Raw genomic sequence first — 18,074 nt, forward strand, 5'->3', positions numbered from 1 at the left:
TCTCCCACAATTTTAATAAGCATTTTCGAGAAACTGTTTTAATTTGAATAGGGCCTTTGAATGAATTTGAGAGATTCTTGATGTAGACAGATTCATTACTTGACCAATCTCAGTCAAAGTTAACTCTTCTTGATAAAACAAACTTACAACCATTTGCTCGTTTTCATTTAATTGCTTGATTACATTGACAAGCTGAGAAAACTGCTCTTTTTTCAATAAATCATCTTCAGGAGTTAAGGTAGCTGTGTCCTTAATGGTAAATTCAAGCCCTTCTTTTCCTTCACCATCTGAATGCTGCTCATCCATTGATAACACATTAGCAAAGAATCCTTCATTTATAGTGTTCAGAACATCCTCTTCACTTAGTCCTAATTCATTTGCAATTTCTTTTGTCGTTATATTTCTCATCAATTTTTGCTCTAGTTGTTGTGAAGCTAATTCAATCTTTTTGGCCTTATCGCGTAAACTTCTAGGTAACCAGTCTTCTTTTCTTAAACCATCAAGAATAGCACCACGTACTCTAAAAGAAGCATAAGTATCAAATTTCAAATCTCTTGAGGGATCAAATTTTTCTAGGGCATCATATAAACCCATCATTCCAAAGCTCTTTAAATCATCTGATCTTACACTTTTAGGTAAACCTGCTGCTATACGTTGAACGTGGTAGGCTACAAGTGGCATGTACCTTCTTATAAGTACATCACCTGCATGAGAGTCACGTGAGTCAATCCACTGCTGCCAATATACTTGATCATCACTTGCTACCATTTGTGACATTATACTCCTCCTCATCATACCCTTTAACACTAGATCTATATCATCTGTTGTAAATTTAATTAGACAAATCCTTGGCTAAATCGATTTAATTCCTTGATTCACAGTGCGAATCATTAAGGAAGAAGTTAAGGGATCAAACTCAATTGTTCTCCCTTGATTTCCACCAACATCTGAGGAAAGGACAGATATCTTGAATTTCCTTAACTCATTCATCACTGCCTCAACGTTACGGGGGCCAATCCTCATCATGTCATTGCCTGATAAATTAGGAAACATTTGAGCCCCACCGGCCATTTTCGCCTTTAACGCATGACTTCTGCCGCCAGATTTTACAATCATTTTAATTAATTCTTGTATTGCTGTATCAGCATATTTAGCCAAATTTAGTGTACCAGTCTTGGCGAGAGTTGAGTCAGGTAACATCACATGTGCTAAACCTGCCACTTCTTGTCCGGGATCGTAGATAACAACACCAACACATGAACCTAAACCAGAGGTTCTAATGGTTTGCGGTGCCTTGATTACACTCATATCTGCTATACCCACTTTAATAATTTGTTCAACTTGTCCCATCATTATTTACCCCTAATGATTTAAAGAGCTTTTCAAACGAATCTGGATCAGGTAAAAGGAAAAAGTGGCCTTTTACACAATCTTCATCATCCAAATCATTTATTGCAGCATCTATAATAATGGCATAATCACTTACTTGTGATAACTCAAGTAGTCCATACCCAAGGATTGCACCAACCATATCAATCGATAGTGAAGGGACCGTTGGGTATAGATTTAAATTTGTAAAATCCGAAAGCGAAGATAGATAAGATCCGGATAGTATATTCCCTAATTCTTGTAAGGCTGAAAGTCCAAGTTCCGAAGAAATTAGTTCTTCATACGTATAATGGTTCTCACCTGTTAGGTATTGAATAAAGCGTGAAGCTTGATTTAATGTTAGAACAAAAAACATACTTCCTGGAGCGTCTCCTTCTATCCGAAGAAACACGCTCGCTACAATATGATCAGGCCCTCCTACTAAATCCATCATTTCATCAAATGAGACAATACGTACAACCGGGACTTTCATATCAATCTTCTTATTTAATAAGGTAGAAAGTGCTGTTGCAGAGTGCCCTGCACCTATATTGCCGATTTCCTTTAAAATATCTAGGTGGGTGTCTTTTATTTTATTAACAAATGACATAGGACTATCCAATCACCATTTCACGCATATGTTGAATTTGCAATACTTGCTCCAAATTTAACAGGATTAGTAAACGCTCTTCAACCATTGAAACGCCATCGATATAATCGACTTTTAATGATCCGACAACATCTGGTTGTGGTTCAATTGAGAATAGTGGTATATCCATTACATCATTTGCAGCATCCACAATTAATCCCACCTCATAATCTTCGTGAGCAATGATAATAATTCTAGTATGTTCAGAATACGGTCGCTCATCCATTTCAAAGAGTTTTCTTAAGTCAATGATTGGTGTTATTACCCCACGTAAATTGATTACACCTTGAACGAAATTTTTTGTGCGGGGGACACGTGTAATTTTCTGGTGCTTCTCAATCGAACGAACTTTTTCAACCGGTATAACATATTCCTCATTATCTAATTCAAAAACAATTACTTTAGAAGTAGCTTGCTCTTTATCAGTCATTATTATCTTCTCCTTTATTCACTTCTATCGTTCACACTTTTTGTAACACTTATTTTATCAATGCATTACAATCAACAATTAAAGCAACTTGTCCATCTCCTAAAATGGTTGCTCCTGAAATTGCAAAAACAGAAGATAGATAATTCCCTAATGATTTAAGAACAACCTCTTGCTGACCTATAAACGAATCGACAACAAATCCAGCTGCTTTTTCACCCTTTTTAACAATAACAACAGATACATATTCCGAATCATGTTCTTCTGAAGGAACTTCGAAAAAGTCTTCTAAGAATACTAAAGGAATAACCTTATTTCTGAAATCAATCACTTTTTGGTTATGAGCACTTAGTATTTCTTCTTTCTTAATGATCGCTGTTTCAATAATAGATGATAATGGAATTGCATATTTTTCATCGCCTAGCTCAACCAATAGTACAGAGATGATTGATAAAGTTAAAGGAAGCTGGATAAGGAACGTAGAACCCTTTCCTTCTATAGAATCAATCGAAATTGAACCACCTAGAGATTCAATCGTACTCTTAACAACATCTAATCCTACACCTCTACCAGAAACATCTGAAATTTTATCAGCAGTTGAAAAACCAGAAGATAAGATGAGATCAAAAACTTGCTTATCTGTTAAACTATCAATTTCAGATTCTGATATAATTCCTTGTTTTCTAGCCTTTTCAATGACTTTATCTCTATTTATTCCAGCCCCATTATCTTGTATTTCAATAAAGACATGATTTCCACTATGATAAGCTTTTAGAATTAGAGTTCCTTCTTCTGGTTTACCAGAAGCTTTACGAACTTCAGGTGTCTCGATCCCATGGTCCATTGCATTACGAATTAAATGAACAAGTGGATCGCCTATTTCATCAATAACAGTTCGATCTAGTTCGGTTTCAGCACCTACGATCTGAAGGTCTATTTTCTTATTAAGATCTCTTGCAAGTTGTCGAACCATTCTTGGAAATCTATTAAACACAGTATCTACTGGAACCATTCGCATATTTAAGATAATGCTTTGTAAATCGCCTGAAATTCTTGACATTCTCTCAACTGTTTCGGAAAGATCTGAATGTGTAAGTTCACGCGAGATTTGTTCTAATCGTCCACGATCGATTACTAACTCCTCAAATAAGTTCATCAAAATATCTAAACGCTCAATACTCACTCGAATCGTTTTGTTATTAACATTATTCTGTTTCGCAGGAGCTACTTTTTCAACATCTTTCTCTTTTTGAACAGGTTCTTTAGAAACCTCTTCCGTTTCTAGTTCTACAGTAGGTGCCACTTCTTCATTTATTACTTGATGAGCTAGTGATTCTAGTGAAATTGTCTCAATATCAACTGTTTCCACTTCAGAAACCTTCATGACTCTTCCTTTTAGTTCATCAGATGATTCCATCGATATGAATGAAACTTTGAATGAGTGATCAAAATTCTCCTCTTCAAGCATATCAACACTCGGGGTTGTTTTGATTACTTCTCCTACTTGTTCAAGTACTTCAAAAATCATAAATACACGTGCTGCTTTAAGAACACAATCTTGGCGAAGAGTTATAGAGATTTCATATATATTGAATCCTTGTTCTTTAGATTGATTCAAAACAGTTAATTCAAATTCGTCATAATCAGATTTGGTTTTTATAGGTGACACTTGTTTATTATCATCCTGTTTTGGAGAATCACTATTGATTTCTAGATTCTCTCCATCCTCGATTTTCTTTAAAAGTGTAACAACGTCAGAAACATCCTTTTTACCAGTCCCACCTTCAGCAATTGAAAAGATCATCTCTTCCAAATAATCAACCGCTTTAAAAACTATGTCTAAGATTTGTGATGTGACCTTTATTTTATTATTACGAATTCCATCAAGTACATTTTCCATCTGATGAGTTAGACTAGCAAGGTCTTCATATCCCATCGTAGCTGACATTCCTTTTAAGGTATGTGCAGATCGAAAAATCACATTAACAATTTCTAGATTATCTGGATTTTTCTCTAATTCCAATAATTGCTCGTTACACATTTGAAGATGCTCTTTACTTTCATCAATAAAAACTTCTAGGTATTGACTGATATCCAACTAACTCCACTCCCTTACATTCCGATATATTTTAAAATAACGTCTGCAATTTTATCCACATCAGCAACTTCATCAACTAAATTCGTTTCGGCTGCCACTTTTGGCATCCCATAAACTACCGATGTTTGTTCAGATTCAGTTATTGCTGTTGTGTTCCCTGATTTTTTTAACTCTACTAACCCTTTTGCACCATCAGATCCCATTCCTGTCATAATAACTGCAATCTTTCTAAAGCTAGATAAGTGACTAACCGATTCGAACATAACGTCAACAGAAGGGCGATGGCCATTTCGAATTTCAGATTCATCTATTTGAATAGCAACAGAAGTACCGATCTCTTTTAGTTTAAGATGGTATCCGCCAGGAGCTATATAGGCCACTCCATTTTTTAACAGTTCGCCATTTTCAGCTTCTTTTACTTCTATATGGCATATTGAATCTAAACGTTTTGCTAGTGACTTCGTGAAACCCGCTGGCATGTGTTGAACAATTAAAATTGGAGCTGGAAATTGATTTGGTAATCTAGTTAGAACATGTTGAAGTGCTCTTGGTCCTCCAGTAGATGTTCCTATACATACTAATGGCTTTTGTAAAACTTTAGAACGAGCATCTAGTTCGTTTTTACTATTAAACACTCTTCTATTATACGACATTTTTTGCGTTTGTAGTGGTTTTACTAAATTAGTAATATTAGCCTTGCTTGATTGTAGGACTTTAGTCACGATTTCATCCTTAACCTTGTGCAAATCTAACGAGATGGCACCAGAAGGTTTGGTTATGAAATCAACTGCTCCGTATTGCATTGCTAGAATGGTATTTGACGCACCCTCTTTTGTTGTACTAGATAGCATAATAACTGGAAGTTTATATAATGCCATTACTTCCTTTAACGCATCAAGTCCATTCATAACAGGCATCTCTACATCCATTGTAATAACATCTGGCTTTAGCGTTTTTAATTTAGTTAAGCAATCTTCGCCATTTCGAGCTGTGCCAATGACTTCAATATTTTCCTCGTTTGATAAAATATCGGTAATCAGTTTTCTCATAAAAGCAGAGTCATCTACGATCAGAACTTTAATCATTTTTTTCATTTAGTCCCAACCCCCTTTATCTTTTCGAAATAAGTTGCCGAAGTTTTGAAATGAAAGGAGTATGTTCTTTAACAATTGTGCCGGTTGGTGTTTGTGAAGTATATGTCCGAACAATTTCTTCAATCGACCTGCTTACACTTGATTTTGGTGAGTATATTAGAACAGGCACTTGGTGTTTTACCGCTTTAACAACATTTTTATCATCGGGTATGCTCCCGAGTTTAATTGTTTCTTTATACAAAAAATGTTTTACCGCATGATCAATTCTTTCGATTGTTGCAATTCCTTCTTTTTCATTTTGTGCTTTATTTACAATCAAAAAAAAGGGAATATCTTTTGTATATGAACAAATATGTTTCATGGCCGAATATGCGTCCGTTATTGATGTAGGTTCTGGCGTTGTAATAACAAAGATTTCGTCAACCGTTAATAAAAATTGTAAATTCTCTTCCGATATTCCTGCACCCATATCAAAAATAAGATAGTTGTATTCTGGCATAATATCGTGCATTTGATTAACGAAGTAATTGAACTTTTCTTTATCAAGATTAAATAAAGATGATAGACCAGTCCCACCAGATATATAAGATAATTGATCTGGAACGCTTTTTATAATATCTCTGATTGAAAGGTCTCTTTCAAATAAATCAATAAAGGAATATGGAGAAGAAACACCCATTAAGATATCAATATTCCCCATCCCTATATCCATATCAAATAAAAGAACTTTTTGTCCTGATTGTGATAGTGCTAATGAGAAGTTTAAAGAAAAATTAGATTTTCCTACTCCTCCCTTACCGCTTATGACTGCAATCGTTTTTGTTTTTTTCTTTTCAATGGATTTAAGTTGATTACGAAGATTTTGTGCCTGATCAGTCATTGAGATCTTCTCCAAATAAAGTTTCTACAACAAGTTCTGGTGTAGCGGTATGAATATCATCAGGTACATTCTGGCCAGTTGTTATATAAGCCGCCCCTATATTGTTCATTAACATAAAGTTGATCATTTGACCATAATGGGAAGTTTCATCAGCCTTTGTGAAAATTACTTTAATTATGTTCAATAGCGAAAACTGCTTGTATATAGTAATCATATCTGAATATTTAGAAGTCAAACCTAGTACAAGGTATGTCTCTAATTCTTCATTAAAATCAATAATTTGTTTTAAATCATCAACATATTGTTGATTTCTAAAATTTCTTCCAGCCGTATCAATGAGAACCAAATCATATTCTCTAAACTTTTCTTTAGCCTTCTTAAAGTCGTCAATATTGTAACTAACCTCAATAGGTACATTAAGTATTTTTGCGTAAGTCTTCAACTGATCAATTGCAGCAATTCGATAGGTATCCGTCGTAATGAAGGCAACCTTTTTTCCATCTTTAAGGATTGATTCTGCTGCAATTTTTGCTAATGTTGTCGTTTTCCCTACACCTGTTGGACCGGCAACACTGATATATTTTTTCTGATAAGTAATTGCACCAAATGAAAGATGCTTTAATTTGTCAATCAGAATCTCACGAAGATATTGCTTGAGATCATCACCATTTAATTCCTCTTTATTTTCATACCATTTAACCAATAGAGAACTAATTAATTCATTCCGAATTGAAGCGTTTAACTCTTCCTCAACTAAGAAGGAACTCAACTCTTGTATTGGCAATGGATAATGTTCCTGAACATGTAATGTATCTTTTTGCATACTAGTGATGATTGATTTTAACTCACTTATTTGATTCAATATATCGGCTGATGGTTTTGGAGAATTCATAGGAGCTTGTTCAACAAAGCCCAATGACCCTTGTTGAACATTATGATTTTTCAGTAGCTCCTGATTTTTTTGCTTTTGGTGTATATTGTGTTTTGTCAACGGTTCTTGCTTTTTTGTTTTTTGAATATCTGTATCAATGGCAGCAATTACCTCAATATTCTTCTTACGAAAAAAACCTAAAAAACCATTTTTGTGTACGATCTTTGAATTTAGGATTACAGCTTCATTACCAAGCTCCGCTCGAATCATTTTCATTGCTTCTGGCATAGATGCAGCTTCGTATTTCTTTACCTTCATTCGATATTCACCACCCCAATACTTTGAATCTCTACATTTGCTTCCAATTCATTATAAGAAAGTACTGGTACTTGAGGAAAATAACGATCAATTAGCTGTCTCAAGTACATTCTGACTGCAGGAGAACATAATAAAATCGGTGATTGTTGTTGTAAAGATAATTCCTCAAGTTGCCTTGCAATTGCCTCAATAATACTTTGTGACATATTAGGATCTAATGAAAGATAGTTCCCGTGTTCTGTCTGTTGAACACCATCAGCAATTACTTTTTCAATCTTTCCTGAAACAGTAACCACTTTCATCGTCTCTCCTTGATTCACAAAACTATTTGTAATCTGTCTAGCAAGTGCTTGTCTAACATACTCAGTGAGAAGGTCTGTATCTGTCGAAAGCTTACCAAAATCAGCTAATGTTTCAAATATAATTGGTAAGTTTCTAATTGACACTTTTTCTTTTAATAATTTTGCAAGTACGCTTTGAACGTCACCAATCGCTAATGGGCTAGGTGTCACTTCTTCCACTAAAATTGGATGTGACTCTTTTAAGTGATCAATTAGTTGCTTCGTCTCTTGTCTACCAATTAATTCATGTGCGTTTGATTTTATTACTTCTGTAATGTGTGTAGAAACAACTGATGGTGGATCTACAACTGTATATCCAAACATCTCCGCACGATCTTTCATTTCCTCTGATATCCATTTTGCAGGTAAGCCGAAAGATGGCTCAATTGTATCAATTCCTTCTATTGAATCTTCTTCAATGCCAGGGCTCATTGCTAAGTAATGATCTAACAACAACTCACCTCTTGCAAACTCATTACCTTTAATCTTTAGAATGTATTCATTGGGTTGAAGTTGAATATTGTCTCTAATTCGAACAACAGGGATGACTAAACCTAATTCAATCGCCAGTTGTCTTCTAATCATGACAATTCGATCCAACAAATCTCCACCTTGATTTGTGTCAGCTAGAGGAATTAATCCATAACCGAATTCAAATTCAATTGGATCAACGTTAAGGAGATTCACAACACTCTCTGGACTTTTCATTTCATCTATTTGTGATTCTTCCACATATTCCTCTGGTAAATGTTCTTCTCTCTCATTAGCTTTACTAATCTTATATCCACCAAAAGCCATCAATCCAGCAATGGGTGCTGTAAGCAGGATGCCGATTGGAGTAAATATGCCTAGTAACAAAATAGTACCTGCAGTCACATAAAGCATCTTTGGATATGCAAATAACTGAGAGGTTATGTCTGAACTTAGGTTTCCATTGGATGCGGCTCTTGTTACTACTATACCCGTAGCTGTGGAAATTAGTAGTGCTGGTATTTGACTTACGATTCCATCTCCTACAGTCAGCATAGTAAATTTCTGAATCGCTTCTGGAAAGCTAAGACCCATTTGTGTCATTCCAATGATAAATCCGAAAAGAAGATTGATTAGGACCATAATAATACCAGCAATCGCATCTCCTTTTACAAACTTACTAGCACCGTCCATCGCTCCGTAGAAATCTGCTTCTCTTGATACCTTTTCACGTCTTGACCTTGCATCTGTTTCAGAAATAAGGCCAGCATTTAAATCTGCATCAATTGCCATTTGCTTTCCAGGCATTGCGTCTAGTGTAAAACGAGCTGCTACTTCAGATACACGCTCCGATCCTTTTGTGATAACCACAAATTGAATCACAACTAGTATCAGAAAGACAACGAAACCAACTAGTACATTTCCACCAACAACAAACGTACCAAAGGTCTCAACGACTCCCCCAGCCTCACCCTTACTTAGGATGGATCTAGTAGTGGAAACATTCAGCCCTAATCGAAACAATGTTAATAGTAATAGTAAAGAAGGGAAAATTGAAAACTGTAGAGGTTCTTGCATGTTCATAGATGTAAGTAAAACTAATAAAGCAAGAGAAATATTAACAATAATAAATATACTTAACATCCAAGAAGGAAAGGGAATAATAAGCATCGCTACTATTAATATTACACTGAATAAAACTGAAAAATCTCTTGCTGACATGCGATTCTCTCCTTAGATTTCACTTATTTGAGGTTATATTTTTTGTTTCAGTCTGTAAACATAGGCTAGTATTTCAGCAATCGCCTTAAAAAATGTCTCTGGAACAATATCACCAATTTCTGTTTGACTATAAAGTCCACGAGCTAAAGGTACGTTTTCAACAGTGACAATATTATGTTCTTTTCCAATTTCTTTTATTTTTTGAGCGACAAAATCAACGCCCTTCGCTACAACATAAGGTGCATCTGCACGATTTTCATCATATTTAATAGCAACTGCATAGTGAGTAGGGTTTGTTATGATCACATCAGCTTTTGGCACATCTTGCATCATTCGTTGCATCGCCATCTCACGTTGCTTTTGCTTAATTTTCGATTTTATAAGAGGGTCACCCTCTGTTTTTTTGTATTCATCTTTAATATCTTGATGAGACATACGTATGTTTTTTTCAAAATCATATCGTTGGTAAACATAATCTAAAACAGATAGCATTAAAAGGGCAGCTGCTGAAAACAGACCCATTTGCACAGTGATTTTTGAAATAGTTATTAAAGATTCTTCAACACTTACATGTGACATTCTCATTATTTGTTCAAAGTTAACCCAAATGACTGCAAATGCTACCATTCCGATAAACCCTATTTTAAGGATTGATTTAAGCATCTCAACAATCGCTCGGACAGAATAAATTCGTTTAAAACCTTGTATTGGGTCCAGCTTATTCAATTTCATATGAATTGATTCTGGTGCATGTAGGAATCCAACTTGCAATAGATTTGCTGCAACTCCACCTATAAGTGCAATTCCCAATATCGGTCCAAGTATAATTGCCGATTCGATCGATACTTCCAAGAATATTTGTTCAATTGTCTTTTCTGTCAAATCTAAGTGCATATACTCTTGAAAAGAATGTTGTAATAAGAACAGCATTTTATCTCTCATAAATCCACCAATAAATAAGAGTAGTAAGAAAATAAAAAGAACTAAGATGGCTGTATTAACATCTGCACTTTTAGCAACCTGACCTTTTTTTCTTGAATCTTGTCGTTTCTTAGGTGTTGCTTTTTCTGTTTTTTCCCCAGCGAAATATTGTAAATCTAACCTAACAAGATACATGATTATCGTCCTCCTAGTAATCCCATCAAACTTCGCATTGTATAAATCATCGTTTCAAATAATTCCTGAACGACCATAAACATCGCTGACATCACTAGAATAAGAACAATGAAACTTACACCAATTTTAAGTGGAATTCCAACCACGAATACATTTAATTGTGGAACAGTTCTAGCCACGATTCCAAGTGCCACATCCACCAGAAACAAAGCGCTGACCACTGGAAAGGACATTTGAAATGCAATGATAAACACTTGGTTAAAAGTTTTCACTATAAAACCAATCACTTCTTCATCACCTAAAGGAAGGAATACTCGATCAATTGGGATAAATTGATAACTATAGAAAATCCCATCTAATAATAAGTGATGTCCATTAATTGCCAGTAGCAGTAATAATGCAAATGTATATAAATATTGCCCTACTAATGGAGACTGTGCGCCTGTTTGAGGATCAATTACATTTGCAATCGCAAATCCCATTTGAAAGTCTATAAATGCCCCTGCTATTTGAACAGCTGCCAAAATGATATACGCAACTAAGCCAATTAAGAGTCCTACCAATGCTTCTTTTATAATTAGCATATAATAGTCCCCATCGATACTCATTTGCGGCTGATCCATCGTAAAAAACATAATCCAAGTGAGAAAAAAGGCGACCCCGATTCTGTGAGAAACAGGTATGGTTTTGTATGAAAATAAGGGCAGTGTTGCAAAAAAACTTGAAACACGAACAAGCATTAATAAGAATGCTGGAAAGTTTGCATAAAGATCTATCATCATCTAACCTACAAATCGTGTAAGATTATTAAAGATGTCATGAGTATAAGACAACATACTTGATAGCATCCATGGACCAAAGAAAATCAAACCTAAAAGAACAGCCACAATTTTCGGGACAAATGCTAGAGTTTGTTCTTGTATTTGTGTTGTTGCCTGAAAAATACTAACTAAAAGACCAACTACTAAAGCAAGTAATAGTAGTGGACCACAAATGATAAGTATTGTATAAACTCCTTTTTCAGCTATCGAAATAACGAATTCTGAACCCACTTAATCTCCTCATTTCCTTTAAAAGCTCTGTAATAAAGATTTAACAATTAAATACCATCCATCCACTAACACAAATAGTAATATTTTAAATGGAAGTGAAATCATTACTGGAGGTAACATCATCATCCCCATTGACATAAGAACACTTGCCACAATCATATCAATGACAAGAAATGGAATAAAGATCATGAAACCAATTTGAAAGGCCGTTTTGATTTCACTTATTGCAAAGGCTGGGACCAGAGCTGTCATTGGTATTTCCTCAATCGAATTAGGTGTTTCACTTCCTGTATAATTTAAGAATAAAGCTAGATCCTTTTGCCTCGTATGCTTACTCATAAACTCTTTAAATGGAATGGCTGCACGATTATATGCCTCTTCCAATTCAATTTCGTCATTAAACAATGGTGTTAGTGCTTGTTCGTTTACCTCGGAAAGCACAGGGGTCATAATAAAAAATGTTAAGAAAAGAGCAAGTCCCACTAATACCTGATTAGGTGGCATCTGTTGAGTAGCTAAGGATGTTCTCACAAATGACAAGACAATAATAATCCTTGTAAAACTAGTCATCAGAATTAATATACTTGGTGCAATTGATAGGACCGTTAGCAATAGGAGCATTTTAACAGATGTCGCTACATTTTCAGGGGCGCTATTATTAAAGAACTCCATAAATTCGTTCATTCTTTGTTAGTCCCTTTCTTCTCAAACTGTTGCATTATTTTTTTTCTATGACTTGATAAATCTGAGAGCTGTTCTTTCAACAATAATGCAAACTTGTCATTTTCTATGTTTGAATCTTGGCCACTTCGTTTATCAGTTATTTTCTTTAGGAGATTCATTGGCTGTATGATTTGGTCCTGATTATTAAATTCTCTTACAATATCATCAACTTCATCTTCTTGGCTTATTTCCTTCAGTAAGGTAATACTTTCACCAACACCCACAACTAGAACCTGGTTACCAACCTTAATTAATTGCAATGATCGATTTGTACCAAGACTAGTCCCCCCAAGATTCTCCATGTACTTTTGCTTACTAAATAATTTATTACGTTTATTGACTAGTTTTAAGAAAAAGTAAAGTAAAGAGATAACGAACAACAAAGCAATAATCATTTTAAAGAAGTCCCAAGCTGTCACCTTAGGACCTTCTGTCAAAGGGTCAACCTCAGTTACATTATCTTCAGGAGTAGTTGGAGTTTTTGTGTCTTGATTGTTTTCACTTTGCTTCTCTTTGTCGTCAAACAGATCTGAAACGTTTTTGTTTAAATCTCCTTCTGCATGTCCTACTGTTGTAAAAACCAGAGTAAAAAACAGAAGAAATAAAACCACTTTGTTCAATAAGTACAAATGATTTCACTCCTCCATCTAATCTTAACTAGTCAACCTTAATCAGAAACTAGCTAAGTGTTTTATTAATCGCTTCTAAAACACGGTCAGCTTGGAATGGTTTAACGATGAAATCTTTTGCCCCTGCCTGAATTGCATCAATAACCATTGCTTGTTGACCCATTGCTGAACACATAATAACTTTTGCACTAGGATTTAGCTTTTTAATTTCCTTTAAAGCTGTAATTCCATCCATCTCAGGCATTGTAATGTCCATTGTAACTAAGTCTGGTTGATGTTCTTGATATTTCTCAACTGCTTGCGCACCATCAGCCGCTTCTGCAACAACATCAAAGCCGTTTTTCGATAGGATATCCTTAATCATCATTCTCATAAATGCTGCATCATCTACAATTAATATTTTATGTGCCATGTTTTTTCCCCCAAGTTTCTTATTTTAGATTTTTAATTCGTTCTCTCTGGCTAATAATGTCTGTTACTCTCACTCCAAAGTTCTCGTCAATAACAACAACTTCTCCCTTAGCAACAAGTTTATTGTTAACTAGTACATCAACAGGTTCACCAGCTAATTTATCAAGTTCTATAATAGATCCAGATGATAATTCTAGAATTTCTTTGATAGAACGCTTAGTTCTACCTAATTCTACAGTTACCTGTAATGAAATATCTAAAAGCATATCAAGATTATTTGCTTCTGCTTCTTGTAATTTTGTAGGCGCAAATGATGAAAAAGCAGCCGGCTGAATATTGGTTGGTTCTGAAAAGCCACCTCTATGACCACCTAAATGCTGTGGTGTATTTTGATGTACTTGATTGAACTCTTGATGTTGAGATTGAGACGGCATCTGGTAATGGTCAACTGTAGAAGGTGGAGTAGGAGTAGGTTTCTCCGCTACCACTGGTTCTTCATATAAAGTTGCAGATGCTTCTGCATGACCTCCACCTGGATTTAATAGTTCATTTACTAAATTCTTAGCAAAATCAATCGGAGTTAACTGCATGATACTCGAATCAATCAAATCTCCAATCTTTAGCCTAAAGGAGATCTTAGCTAGAATTTCTTCCCCAGGCAAGGTATCTGAACTCTTTGCATCATCGATATCAAGTAAATCAACCCCTGGAGGAGATATGTCTATTTTTTTACTAAAGACTGTTGACATTGAAGTTGCAGCAGATCCCATCATTTGGTTCATTGCTTCTTGAACAGCACTTATTTGAATTTCATTTAGTAAATCAGCAGGATTTCTACCGTCTCCACCTAACATTAAGTCGGCAATAATCGCTGCATCACTTTGTTTAATGACAAGCAAATTTGCACCTGAAAATCCTTCTGTATAACTTACACTAATAGCGACGTACGGATGTGGAAATTCCTCCGAGAGCTCACTCTTTTCCAATACACTAACTGTAGGTGTTGTGATTTCAACCTTTTGGTTTAATAAAGTAGAGAGTGCTGTTGCAGAACTTCCAAAAGAAATATTCCCAATTTCCCCTAAAGCATCCTGTTCTATTGACGTTAAATAAGTATCAACAGAGGGGGAGGAATTCCCTGCTTTTGGTTCATTGTTGTCTTCGGAATTCGTTCCATTTAATAAAGCATCGATTTCATCTTGTGATAGCATATTAGTCATTAATTTCATCCCCCCTCTTGTACTGATCCAGTATCTGCACCGCAAGCTTTCTGTTCATTTTACCTGCTTGTCCATAAAACTTCGGTTCATTTTCAACCTTAATGATTAACGGAGACTCAATTAATTGATCTAGTTGAATAACATCCCCTATTGAAAGTTGCATAAATTCACTAATGGTAATGTTAGATTCTCCCAGTTCTGCCGTAATCATTAAATCAGCATGTTTTATCTTTTTCTCAATTTCAACGATTTCTTTTATATTCTTTTCCTTTGTTTTCGACTGCATCCAGTAATGAGCAGAAAGCTTAGGGATAATTGGTTCTAGTACGATATGTGGAATACAGATATTAATCATTCCACTCGTTTCACCTATTTGAGTATTCAACGAAATTACTACTACAGTTTCATTTGGAGACACCATTTGTAAAAACTGTGGATTTACTTCAAAGTCCGATAAAATAGGATCGATATCAACCACATTACTCCATGCTTCTCTCAAACTTTCAAATGCTTTCTCAAACATATTAGACATTAACTTAGTTTCAATTTCAGTTAAAGAATCGACCTTATTTGAGCCACCGCCTCGTCCACCTAACATACGATCCATCATGGAATAAGCGATGTTTGGGTTTACCTCGACTAAAATCCGCCCGTCTAATGGTGGTAATTCAAACACATTTAAAATGGTCATTTTAGGAATAGAACGAATAAACTCCTCGTAAGGAATTTGATCGGCGGACGCAACAGTTATTTGCGTAAGTGTCCTTAATTGTGCTGAAAAATAAGTAGTTAATAATCGAGCAAAGTTTTCATGAATTCTTGTTAAGCTTCTAACCTGATCCTTAGAAAATCTTAAAGCTCGTTTAAAATCATAAACTTTTACTTTCTTTTCTGTTTCTTCTTTCTTTAATTCATCTGCATCCATTTCTCCAGTAGATAATGCCGACAATAGTGCATCTATTTCATTTTGTGATAAAACCTCTCCGGACATATGATGTCACCTCCCATTCACCTTATAATGTTCTTTTTGTTAGATATTATTGAGGAAGAAAGGAGGTTGCATACACTTTTACAACTTTACCTTCTTGCATTAGTTCATTAATACGTACTTCTAATTTAGATTCGAGAGACGCAATTCCCTCTTCACCTTTGAATTCTTCGGACTTCATATCGGAAAGTTCTTTTATAATTAGATTTTTTACTTGAAATTGTCTCTTTTCTAATTCTTCCTTAGCTTTTTCATTATCTGTTTGTATGTTGAAAGAAATTCTTAAATAATCATTGCTTAATAATTTAGTTGTGATCTCTGGTACTTCTACTGTTGAAGCTATTACTTCATCGATTGTTGGTTCCTTAGGTTTCTCATCACCTGTAAACTTTGTAAATACAATAAACGCAGTTGCACCAATGAGTGTGATAGCACCTATAATTATAAACATAATTGTAATTAACTTACTCTTCAAAGTAATCTTCCTCCAAGTGTTTATGAGGTCCAAGAATTTGAATGCTGCGATAGAAATTTACAACACTGAGCATAACATCTCTTTCAGACTCTCGCACTACGAATTTCTTTCCATTTGTTAAAGTAATGGTTGTATCCGGAAAAGATTCAATTTGTTCAATATATAAAGCATTAAGAATAAAGTTTTTTCCGTTTAAACGAGTTAGAGTAACCATTTTTTTCTGGGACTATTCAAGAACAGACATATACCTTTATTAATGAACAGTCCCACCTCCCTTACTATTTATCGTTTAAGATTAACAAGTTCCTGAAGTATTTCATCAGATGTTGTAATGATTTTTGTATTAGATTGAAACCCACGTTGAGATACAATCATTTCTGTGAATTCTTCAGATAAGTCAACATTTGACATTTCCAATGCACCAGAAACAATTGAACCTGTACCATTTGTTCCCGCTACTTGTAATTCGTTAATTTGAATCCCTTGTACACCATCTCTATCTAGAGTTCCTGAGTTACCAGTTGATCTATATAGGTTAGCACCAAGCTTTTCTAGCCCACCTACATTTGCAAAATTCGCCAACTTAATTTGGCCAGCCATTTTCAATTCTCCACCTTCATTTACAAATGATACCTTACCATCTGGGCTGATACTAAAACTCTTAGCAGTCATGGGAATTTGGATAAGACCCGCATCAGCACTGATGTTTTCTGTCCATGTTGAAGGTGTAGCCCCAGCAGGTGTCTTTTCACCTGTTTGTCCAATTAAATAAAGACCTTCAGCAGTTACTAAATATCCATCTTGATCCATGTAGAAGTTTCCTGCACGTGTGTAATTTAATTCAATTGCATCATCAATATTTCCTGTTATCTTGTTATCTCCTGCTCCAGCATTTGTATCGTTATTAACCAAAGCCGGATCTTTAATGGAACCTACTGCGAAGAACCCATCACCCGCCACTGTTAAATCAAGCATCCTTGAAGTTGTTTGTGTTGATCCGCCTGTATGAATCGTATCAATTGCTGAAATTGATGAACCTAGTCCAATTTGTTTCGCATTAATACCACCTCTTGTTTCAGTTGCCTGTGTTGCTCCTGCTACTTGCTGGCTCATTAGGTCTTGAAACGTTACTCTACTTTTCTTGAATCCAAAAGTATTTACATTAGCAATATTGTTTCCAATTACATCTAATTTTGATTGAAAATTTTTCATTCCACTTATTCCTGAATATAACGAACGTAACATGTAAACTCTCCTCTTTATTTGTAGTTTAGCTGTATCTATCAATCAACAACTATTGTCGGCCCCCACTGTGGTCCAGCCGTATTTCTAATCTAAAATGATCGTGCCGTTAATATTAGTAAAGATTTGCGCTTTTGCTTCTGATCGATCCATCGCAGTAATAACCGTATTATTTTTTGCATTAATAATTAGCGCAGCACCATTGGTTAGGACCAAACTATCGTTTATTCCCTTCGCTCTTGCATCATTCATTAATTCACTGATTCTATTCCATTCACTTGATTTAAGGGATATATTTCTTTCATCAAGTCTTTTTTGAGCATGTTTACTCACCTTTAGTGATGGTACACTTGCATTTTTTAAAATATCTTGAAATCGCTCAGCACTTGTTATATTTTCTTTTACATTGCTTTTTGAATTTTTTTGGACCATTGATAAAGGGTGTGTTTTATATACATTTATTCGATTATTCATCGAGAA

21 protein-coding genes are annotated in these 18,074 nt (G+C 35.0%); all 21 read right to left on the reverse strand.

The genetic code is table 11. The annotated features are described in order from the left end of the window. Window positions 1–12: 12 nt before the first annotated feature. The 21 genes from BLQ56_RS04090 to BLQ56_RS04190 all read right to left on the reverse strand — a co-directional run bounded on the left by BLQ56_RS04090 (window position 13) and on the right by BLQ56_RS04190 (window position 18,068). The gene (locus BLQ56_RS04090; protein WP_090850234.1) at window positions 13–777 is read right to left on the reverse strand and encodes a FliA/WhiG family RNA polymerase sigma factor; all 765 of its coding nucleotides are present in this window, start codon (window positions 775–777) and stop codon (window positions 13–15) included. 75 nt (window positions 778–852) lie between these two features. Continuing rightward, complete coding sequence (locus BLQ56_RS04095; RefSeq protein ID WP_090850236.1) at window positions 853–1,350, reverse strand: chemotaxis protein CheD; 498 nt, start codon at window positions 1,348–1,350, stop codon at window positions 853–855. Continuing rightward, window positions 1,337–1,978, reverse strand: coding sequence for a chemotaxis protein CheC (locus BLQ56_RS04100; RefSeq protein WP_090850238.1), 642 nt, complete (start codon window positions 1,976–1,978; stop codon window positions 1,337–1,339). The genes BLQ56_RS04095 and BLQ56_RS04100 overlap by 14 nt, the downstream gene beginning before the upstream one ends. A gap of 4 nt (window positions 1,979–1,982) precedes the next feature. Further along, window positions 1,983–2,447, reverse strand: a complete 465-nt coding sequence (locus BLQ56_RS04105; RefSeq protein WP_090850240.1) for a chemotaxis protein CheW — start codon at window positions 2,445–2,447, stop codon at window positions 1,983–1,985. A 49-nt stretch (window positions 2,448–2,496) separates the two neighbouring features. Continuing rightward, window positions 2,497–4,542, reverse strand: coding sequence for a chemotaxis protein CheA (locus BLQ56_RS04110; protein WP_090850242.1), 2,046 nt, complete (start codon window positions 4,540–4,542; stop codon window positions 2,497–2,499). 14 nt (window positions 4,543–4,556) lie between these two features. After that, window positions 4,557–5,636 (reverse strand): protein-glutamate methylesterase/protein-glutamine glutaminase, encoded by a 1,080-nt coding sequence (locus tag BLQ56_RS04115; protein ID WP_090850244.1) that lies wholly within the window; start codon window positions 5,634–5,636, stop codon window positions 4,557–4,559. A 16-nt stretch (window positions 5,637–5,652) separates the two neighbouring features. Beyond that, entirely contained in the window at window positions 5,653–6,516 is an 864-nt protein-coding gene (locus BLQ56_RS04120; protein WP_090850246.1) for a MinD/ParA family protein, read from the reverse strand. Continuing rightward, complete coding sequence (flhF, locus tag BLQ56_RS04125; RefSeq protein WP_090850248.1) at window positions 6,509–7,705, reverse strand: flagellar biosynthesis GTPase FlhF; 1,197 nt, start codon at window positions 7,703–7,705, stop codon at window positions 6,509–6,511. Before flhF ends, BLQ56_RS04120 begins: the two co-directional genes overlap by 8 nt. After that, complete coding sequence (flhA, locus tag BLQ56_RS04130; RefSeq protein WP_090850250.1) at window positions 7,702–9,738, reverse strand: flagellar biosynthesis protein FlhA; 2,037 nt, start codon at window positions 9,736–9,738, stop codon at window positions 7,702–7,704. Before flhA ends, flhF begins: the two co-directional genes overlap by 4 nt. A 33-nt stretch (window positions 9,739–9,771) precedes the next feature. Further along, window positions 9,772–10,854 carry a flagellar biosynthesis protein FlhB gene (gene flhB, locus BLQ56_RS04135; RefSeq protein ID WP_090850254.1) on the reverse strand — a complete coding sequence of 361 codons (1,083 nt, stop codon included), beginning with the start codon at window positions 10,852–10,854 and terminating at the stop codon, window positions 9,772–9,774. A gap of 2 nt (window positions 10,855–10,856) precedes the next feature. After that, a complete protein-coding gene (fliR, locus tag BLQ56_RS04140; RefSeq protein ID WP_090851270.1) occupies window positions 10,857–11,633 on the reverse strand; it encodes a flagellar biosynthetic protein FliR in 777 nt (258 codons plus the stop codon). Between the two features lie 3 nt (window positions 11,634–11,636). Continuing rightward, a complete protein-coding gene (gene fliQ, locus BLQ56_RS04145) occupies window positions 11,637–11,906 on the reverse strand; it encodes a flagellar biosynthesis protein FliQ (RefSeq protein WP_090850256.1) in 270 nt (89 codons plus the stop codon). Between the two features lie 18 nt (window positions 11,907–11,924). Then, window positions 11,925–12,590, reverse strand: coding sequence for a flagellar type III secretion system pore protein FliP (gene fliP, locus BLQ56_RS04150; RefSeq protein ID WP_090850258.1), 666 nt, complete (start codon window positions 12,588–12,590; stop codon window positions 11,925–11,927). Further along, window positions 12,587–13,258 (reverse strand): flagellar biosynthetic protein FliO, encoded by a 672-nt coding sequence (locus BLQ56_RS04155; RefSeq protein WP_090850261.1) that lies wholly within the window; start codon window positions 13,256–13,258, stop codon window positions 12,587–12,589. Before BLQ56_RS04155 ends, fliP begins: the two co-directional genes overlap by 4 nt. Window positions 13,259–13,307: 49 nt before the next feature. After that, on the reverse strand, window positions 13,308–13,670 hold the full coding sequence (locus BLQ56_RS04160; protein WP_090850263.1) for a response regulator: 363 nt from the start codon (window positions 13,668–13,670) through the stop codon (window positions 13,308–13,310). A gap of 19 nt (window positions 13,671–13,689) precedes the next feature. Continuing rightward, window positions 13,690–14,898: a flagellar motor switch phosphatase FliY gene (gene fliY, locus BLQ56_RS04165; protein ID WP_175490186.1), complete on the reverse strand. Its 1,209-nt coding sequence runs from the start codon at window positions 14,896–14,898 to the stop codon at window positions 13,690–13,692. After that, a complete protein-coding gene (gene fliM / locus BLQ56_RS04170; protein ID WP_090850265.1) occupies window positions 14,882–15,880 on the reverse strand; it encodes a flagellar motor switch protein FliM in 999 nt (332 codons plus the stop codon). Before fliM ends, fliY begins: the two co-directional genes overlap by 17 nt. 46 nt (window positions 15,881–15,926) lie before the next feature. After that, window positions 15,927–16,352, reverse strand: coding sequence for a flagellar basal body-associated protein FliL (gene fliL / locus BLQ56_RS04175; protein WP_090850267.1), 426 nt, complete (start codon window positions 16,350–16,352; stop codon window positions 15,927–15,929). Beyond that, the gene (locus BLQ56_RS04180; RefSeq protein WP_090850269.1) at window positions 16,342–16,566 is read right to left on the reverse strand and encodes a flagellar FlbD family protein; all 225 of its coding nucleotides are present in this window, start codon (window positions 16,564–16,566) and stop codon (window positions 16,342–16,344) included. Before BLQ56_RS04180 ends, fliL begins: the two co-directional genes overlap by 11 nt. A 68-nt stretch (window positions 16,567–16,634) precedes the next feature. Further along, window positions 16,635–17,597: a flagellar basal body rod protein FlgG gene (gene flgG / locus BLQ56_RS04185; RefSeq protein ID WP_090850271.1), complete on the reverse strand. Its 963-nt coding sequence runs from the start codon at window positions 17,595–17,597 to the stop codon at window positions 16,635–16,637. An 84-nt stretch (window positions 17,598–17,681) separates the two neighbouring features. Next, a complete protein-coding gene (locus BLQ56_RS04190) occupies window positions 17,682–18,068 on the reverse strand; it encodes a TIGR02530 family flagellar biosynthesis protein (RefSeq protein ID WP_090850273.1) in 387 nt (128 codons plus the stop codon). Window positions 18,069–18,074 lie beyond the last annotated feature (6 nt).

The sequence above is a fragment of the Litchfieldia salsa genome (assembly GCF_900104555.1).
GTDB classification, from domain to species: Bacteria; Bacillota; Bacilli; order Bacillales; family Bacillaceae_L; genus Litchfieldia; species Litchfieldia salsa.

Coding starts and splice junctions, on each gene's coding strand:
- BLQ56_RS04090 (WP_090850234.1), bottom strand. CDS start 777: ATGTCACAAATGGTAGCAAGTGATGATCAAGTATATTGGCAGCAGTGG.
- BLQ56_RS04095 (WP_090850236.1), bottom strand. CDS start 1,350: ATGGGACAAGTTGAACAAATTATTAAAGTGGGTATAGCAGATATGAGT.
- BLQ56_RS04100 (WP_090850238.1), bottom strand. CDS start 1,978: ATGTCATTTGTTAATAAAATAAAAGACACCCACCTAGATATTTTAAAG.
- BLQ56_RS04105 (WP_090850240.1), bottom strand. CDS start 2,447: ATGACTGATAAAGAGCAAGCTACTTCTAAAGTAATTGTTTTTGAATTA.
- BLQ56_RS04115 (WP_090850244.1), bottom strand. CDS start 5,636: ATGAAAAAAATGATTAAAGTTCTGATCGTAGATGACTCTGCTTTTATG.
- BLQ56_RS04120 (WP_090850246.1), bottom strand. CDS start 6,516: ATGACTGATCAGGCACAAAATCTTCGTAATCAACTTAAATCCATTGAA.
- flhF (WP_090850248.1), bottom strand. CDS start 7,705: ATGAAGGTAAAGAAATACGAAGCTGCATCTATGCCAGAAGCAATGAAA.
- flhA (WP_090850250.1), bottom strand. CDS start 9,738: ATGTCAGCAAGAGATTTTTCAGTTTTATTCAGTGTAATATTAATAGTA.
- flhB (WP_090850254.1), bottom strand. CDS start 10,854: ATGTATCTTGTTAGGTTAGATTTACAATATTTCGCTGGGGAAAAAACA.
- fliR (WP_090851270.1), bottom strand. CDS start 11,633: ATGATAGATCTTTATGCAAACTTTCCAGCATTCTTATTAATGCTTGTT.
- fliP (WP_090850258.1), bottom strand. CDS start 12,590: ATGAACGAATTTATGGAGTTCTTTAATAATAGCGCCCCTGAAAATGTA.
- BLQ56_RS04160 (WP_090850263.1), bottom strand. CDS start 13,670: ATGGCACATAAAATATTAATTGTAGATGATGCAGCATTTATGAGAATG.
- fliY (WP_175490186.1), bottom strand. CDS start 14,898: ATGAAATTAATGACTAATATGCTATCACAAGATGAAATCGATGCTTTA.
- fliM (WP_090850265.1), bottom strand. CDS start 15,880: ATGTCCGGAGAGGTTTTATCACAAAATGAAATAGATGCACTATTGTCG.
- BLQ56_RS04180 (WP_090850269.1), bottom strand. CDS start 16,566: ATGGTTACTCTAACTCGTTTAAACGGAAAAAACTTTATTCTTAATGCT.
- flgG (WP_090850271.1), bottom strand. CDS start 17,597: ATGTTACGTTCGTTATATTCAGGAATAAGTGGAATGAAAAATTTTCAA.
- BLQ56_RS04190 (WP_090850273.1), bottom strand. CDS start 18,068: ATGAATAATCGAATAAATGTATATAAAACACACCCTTTATCAATGGTC.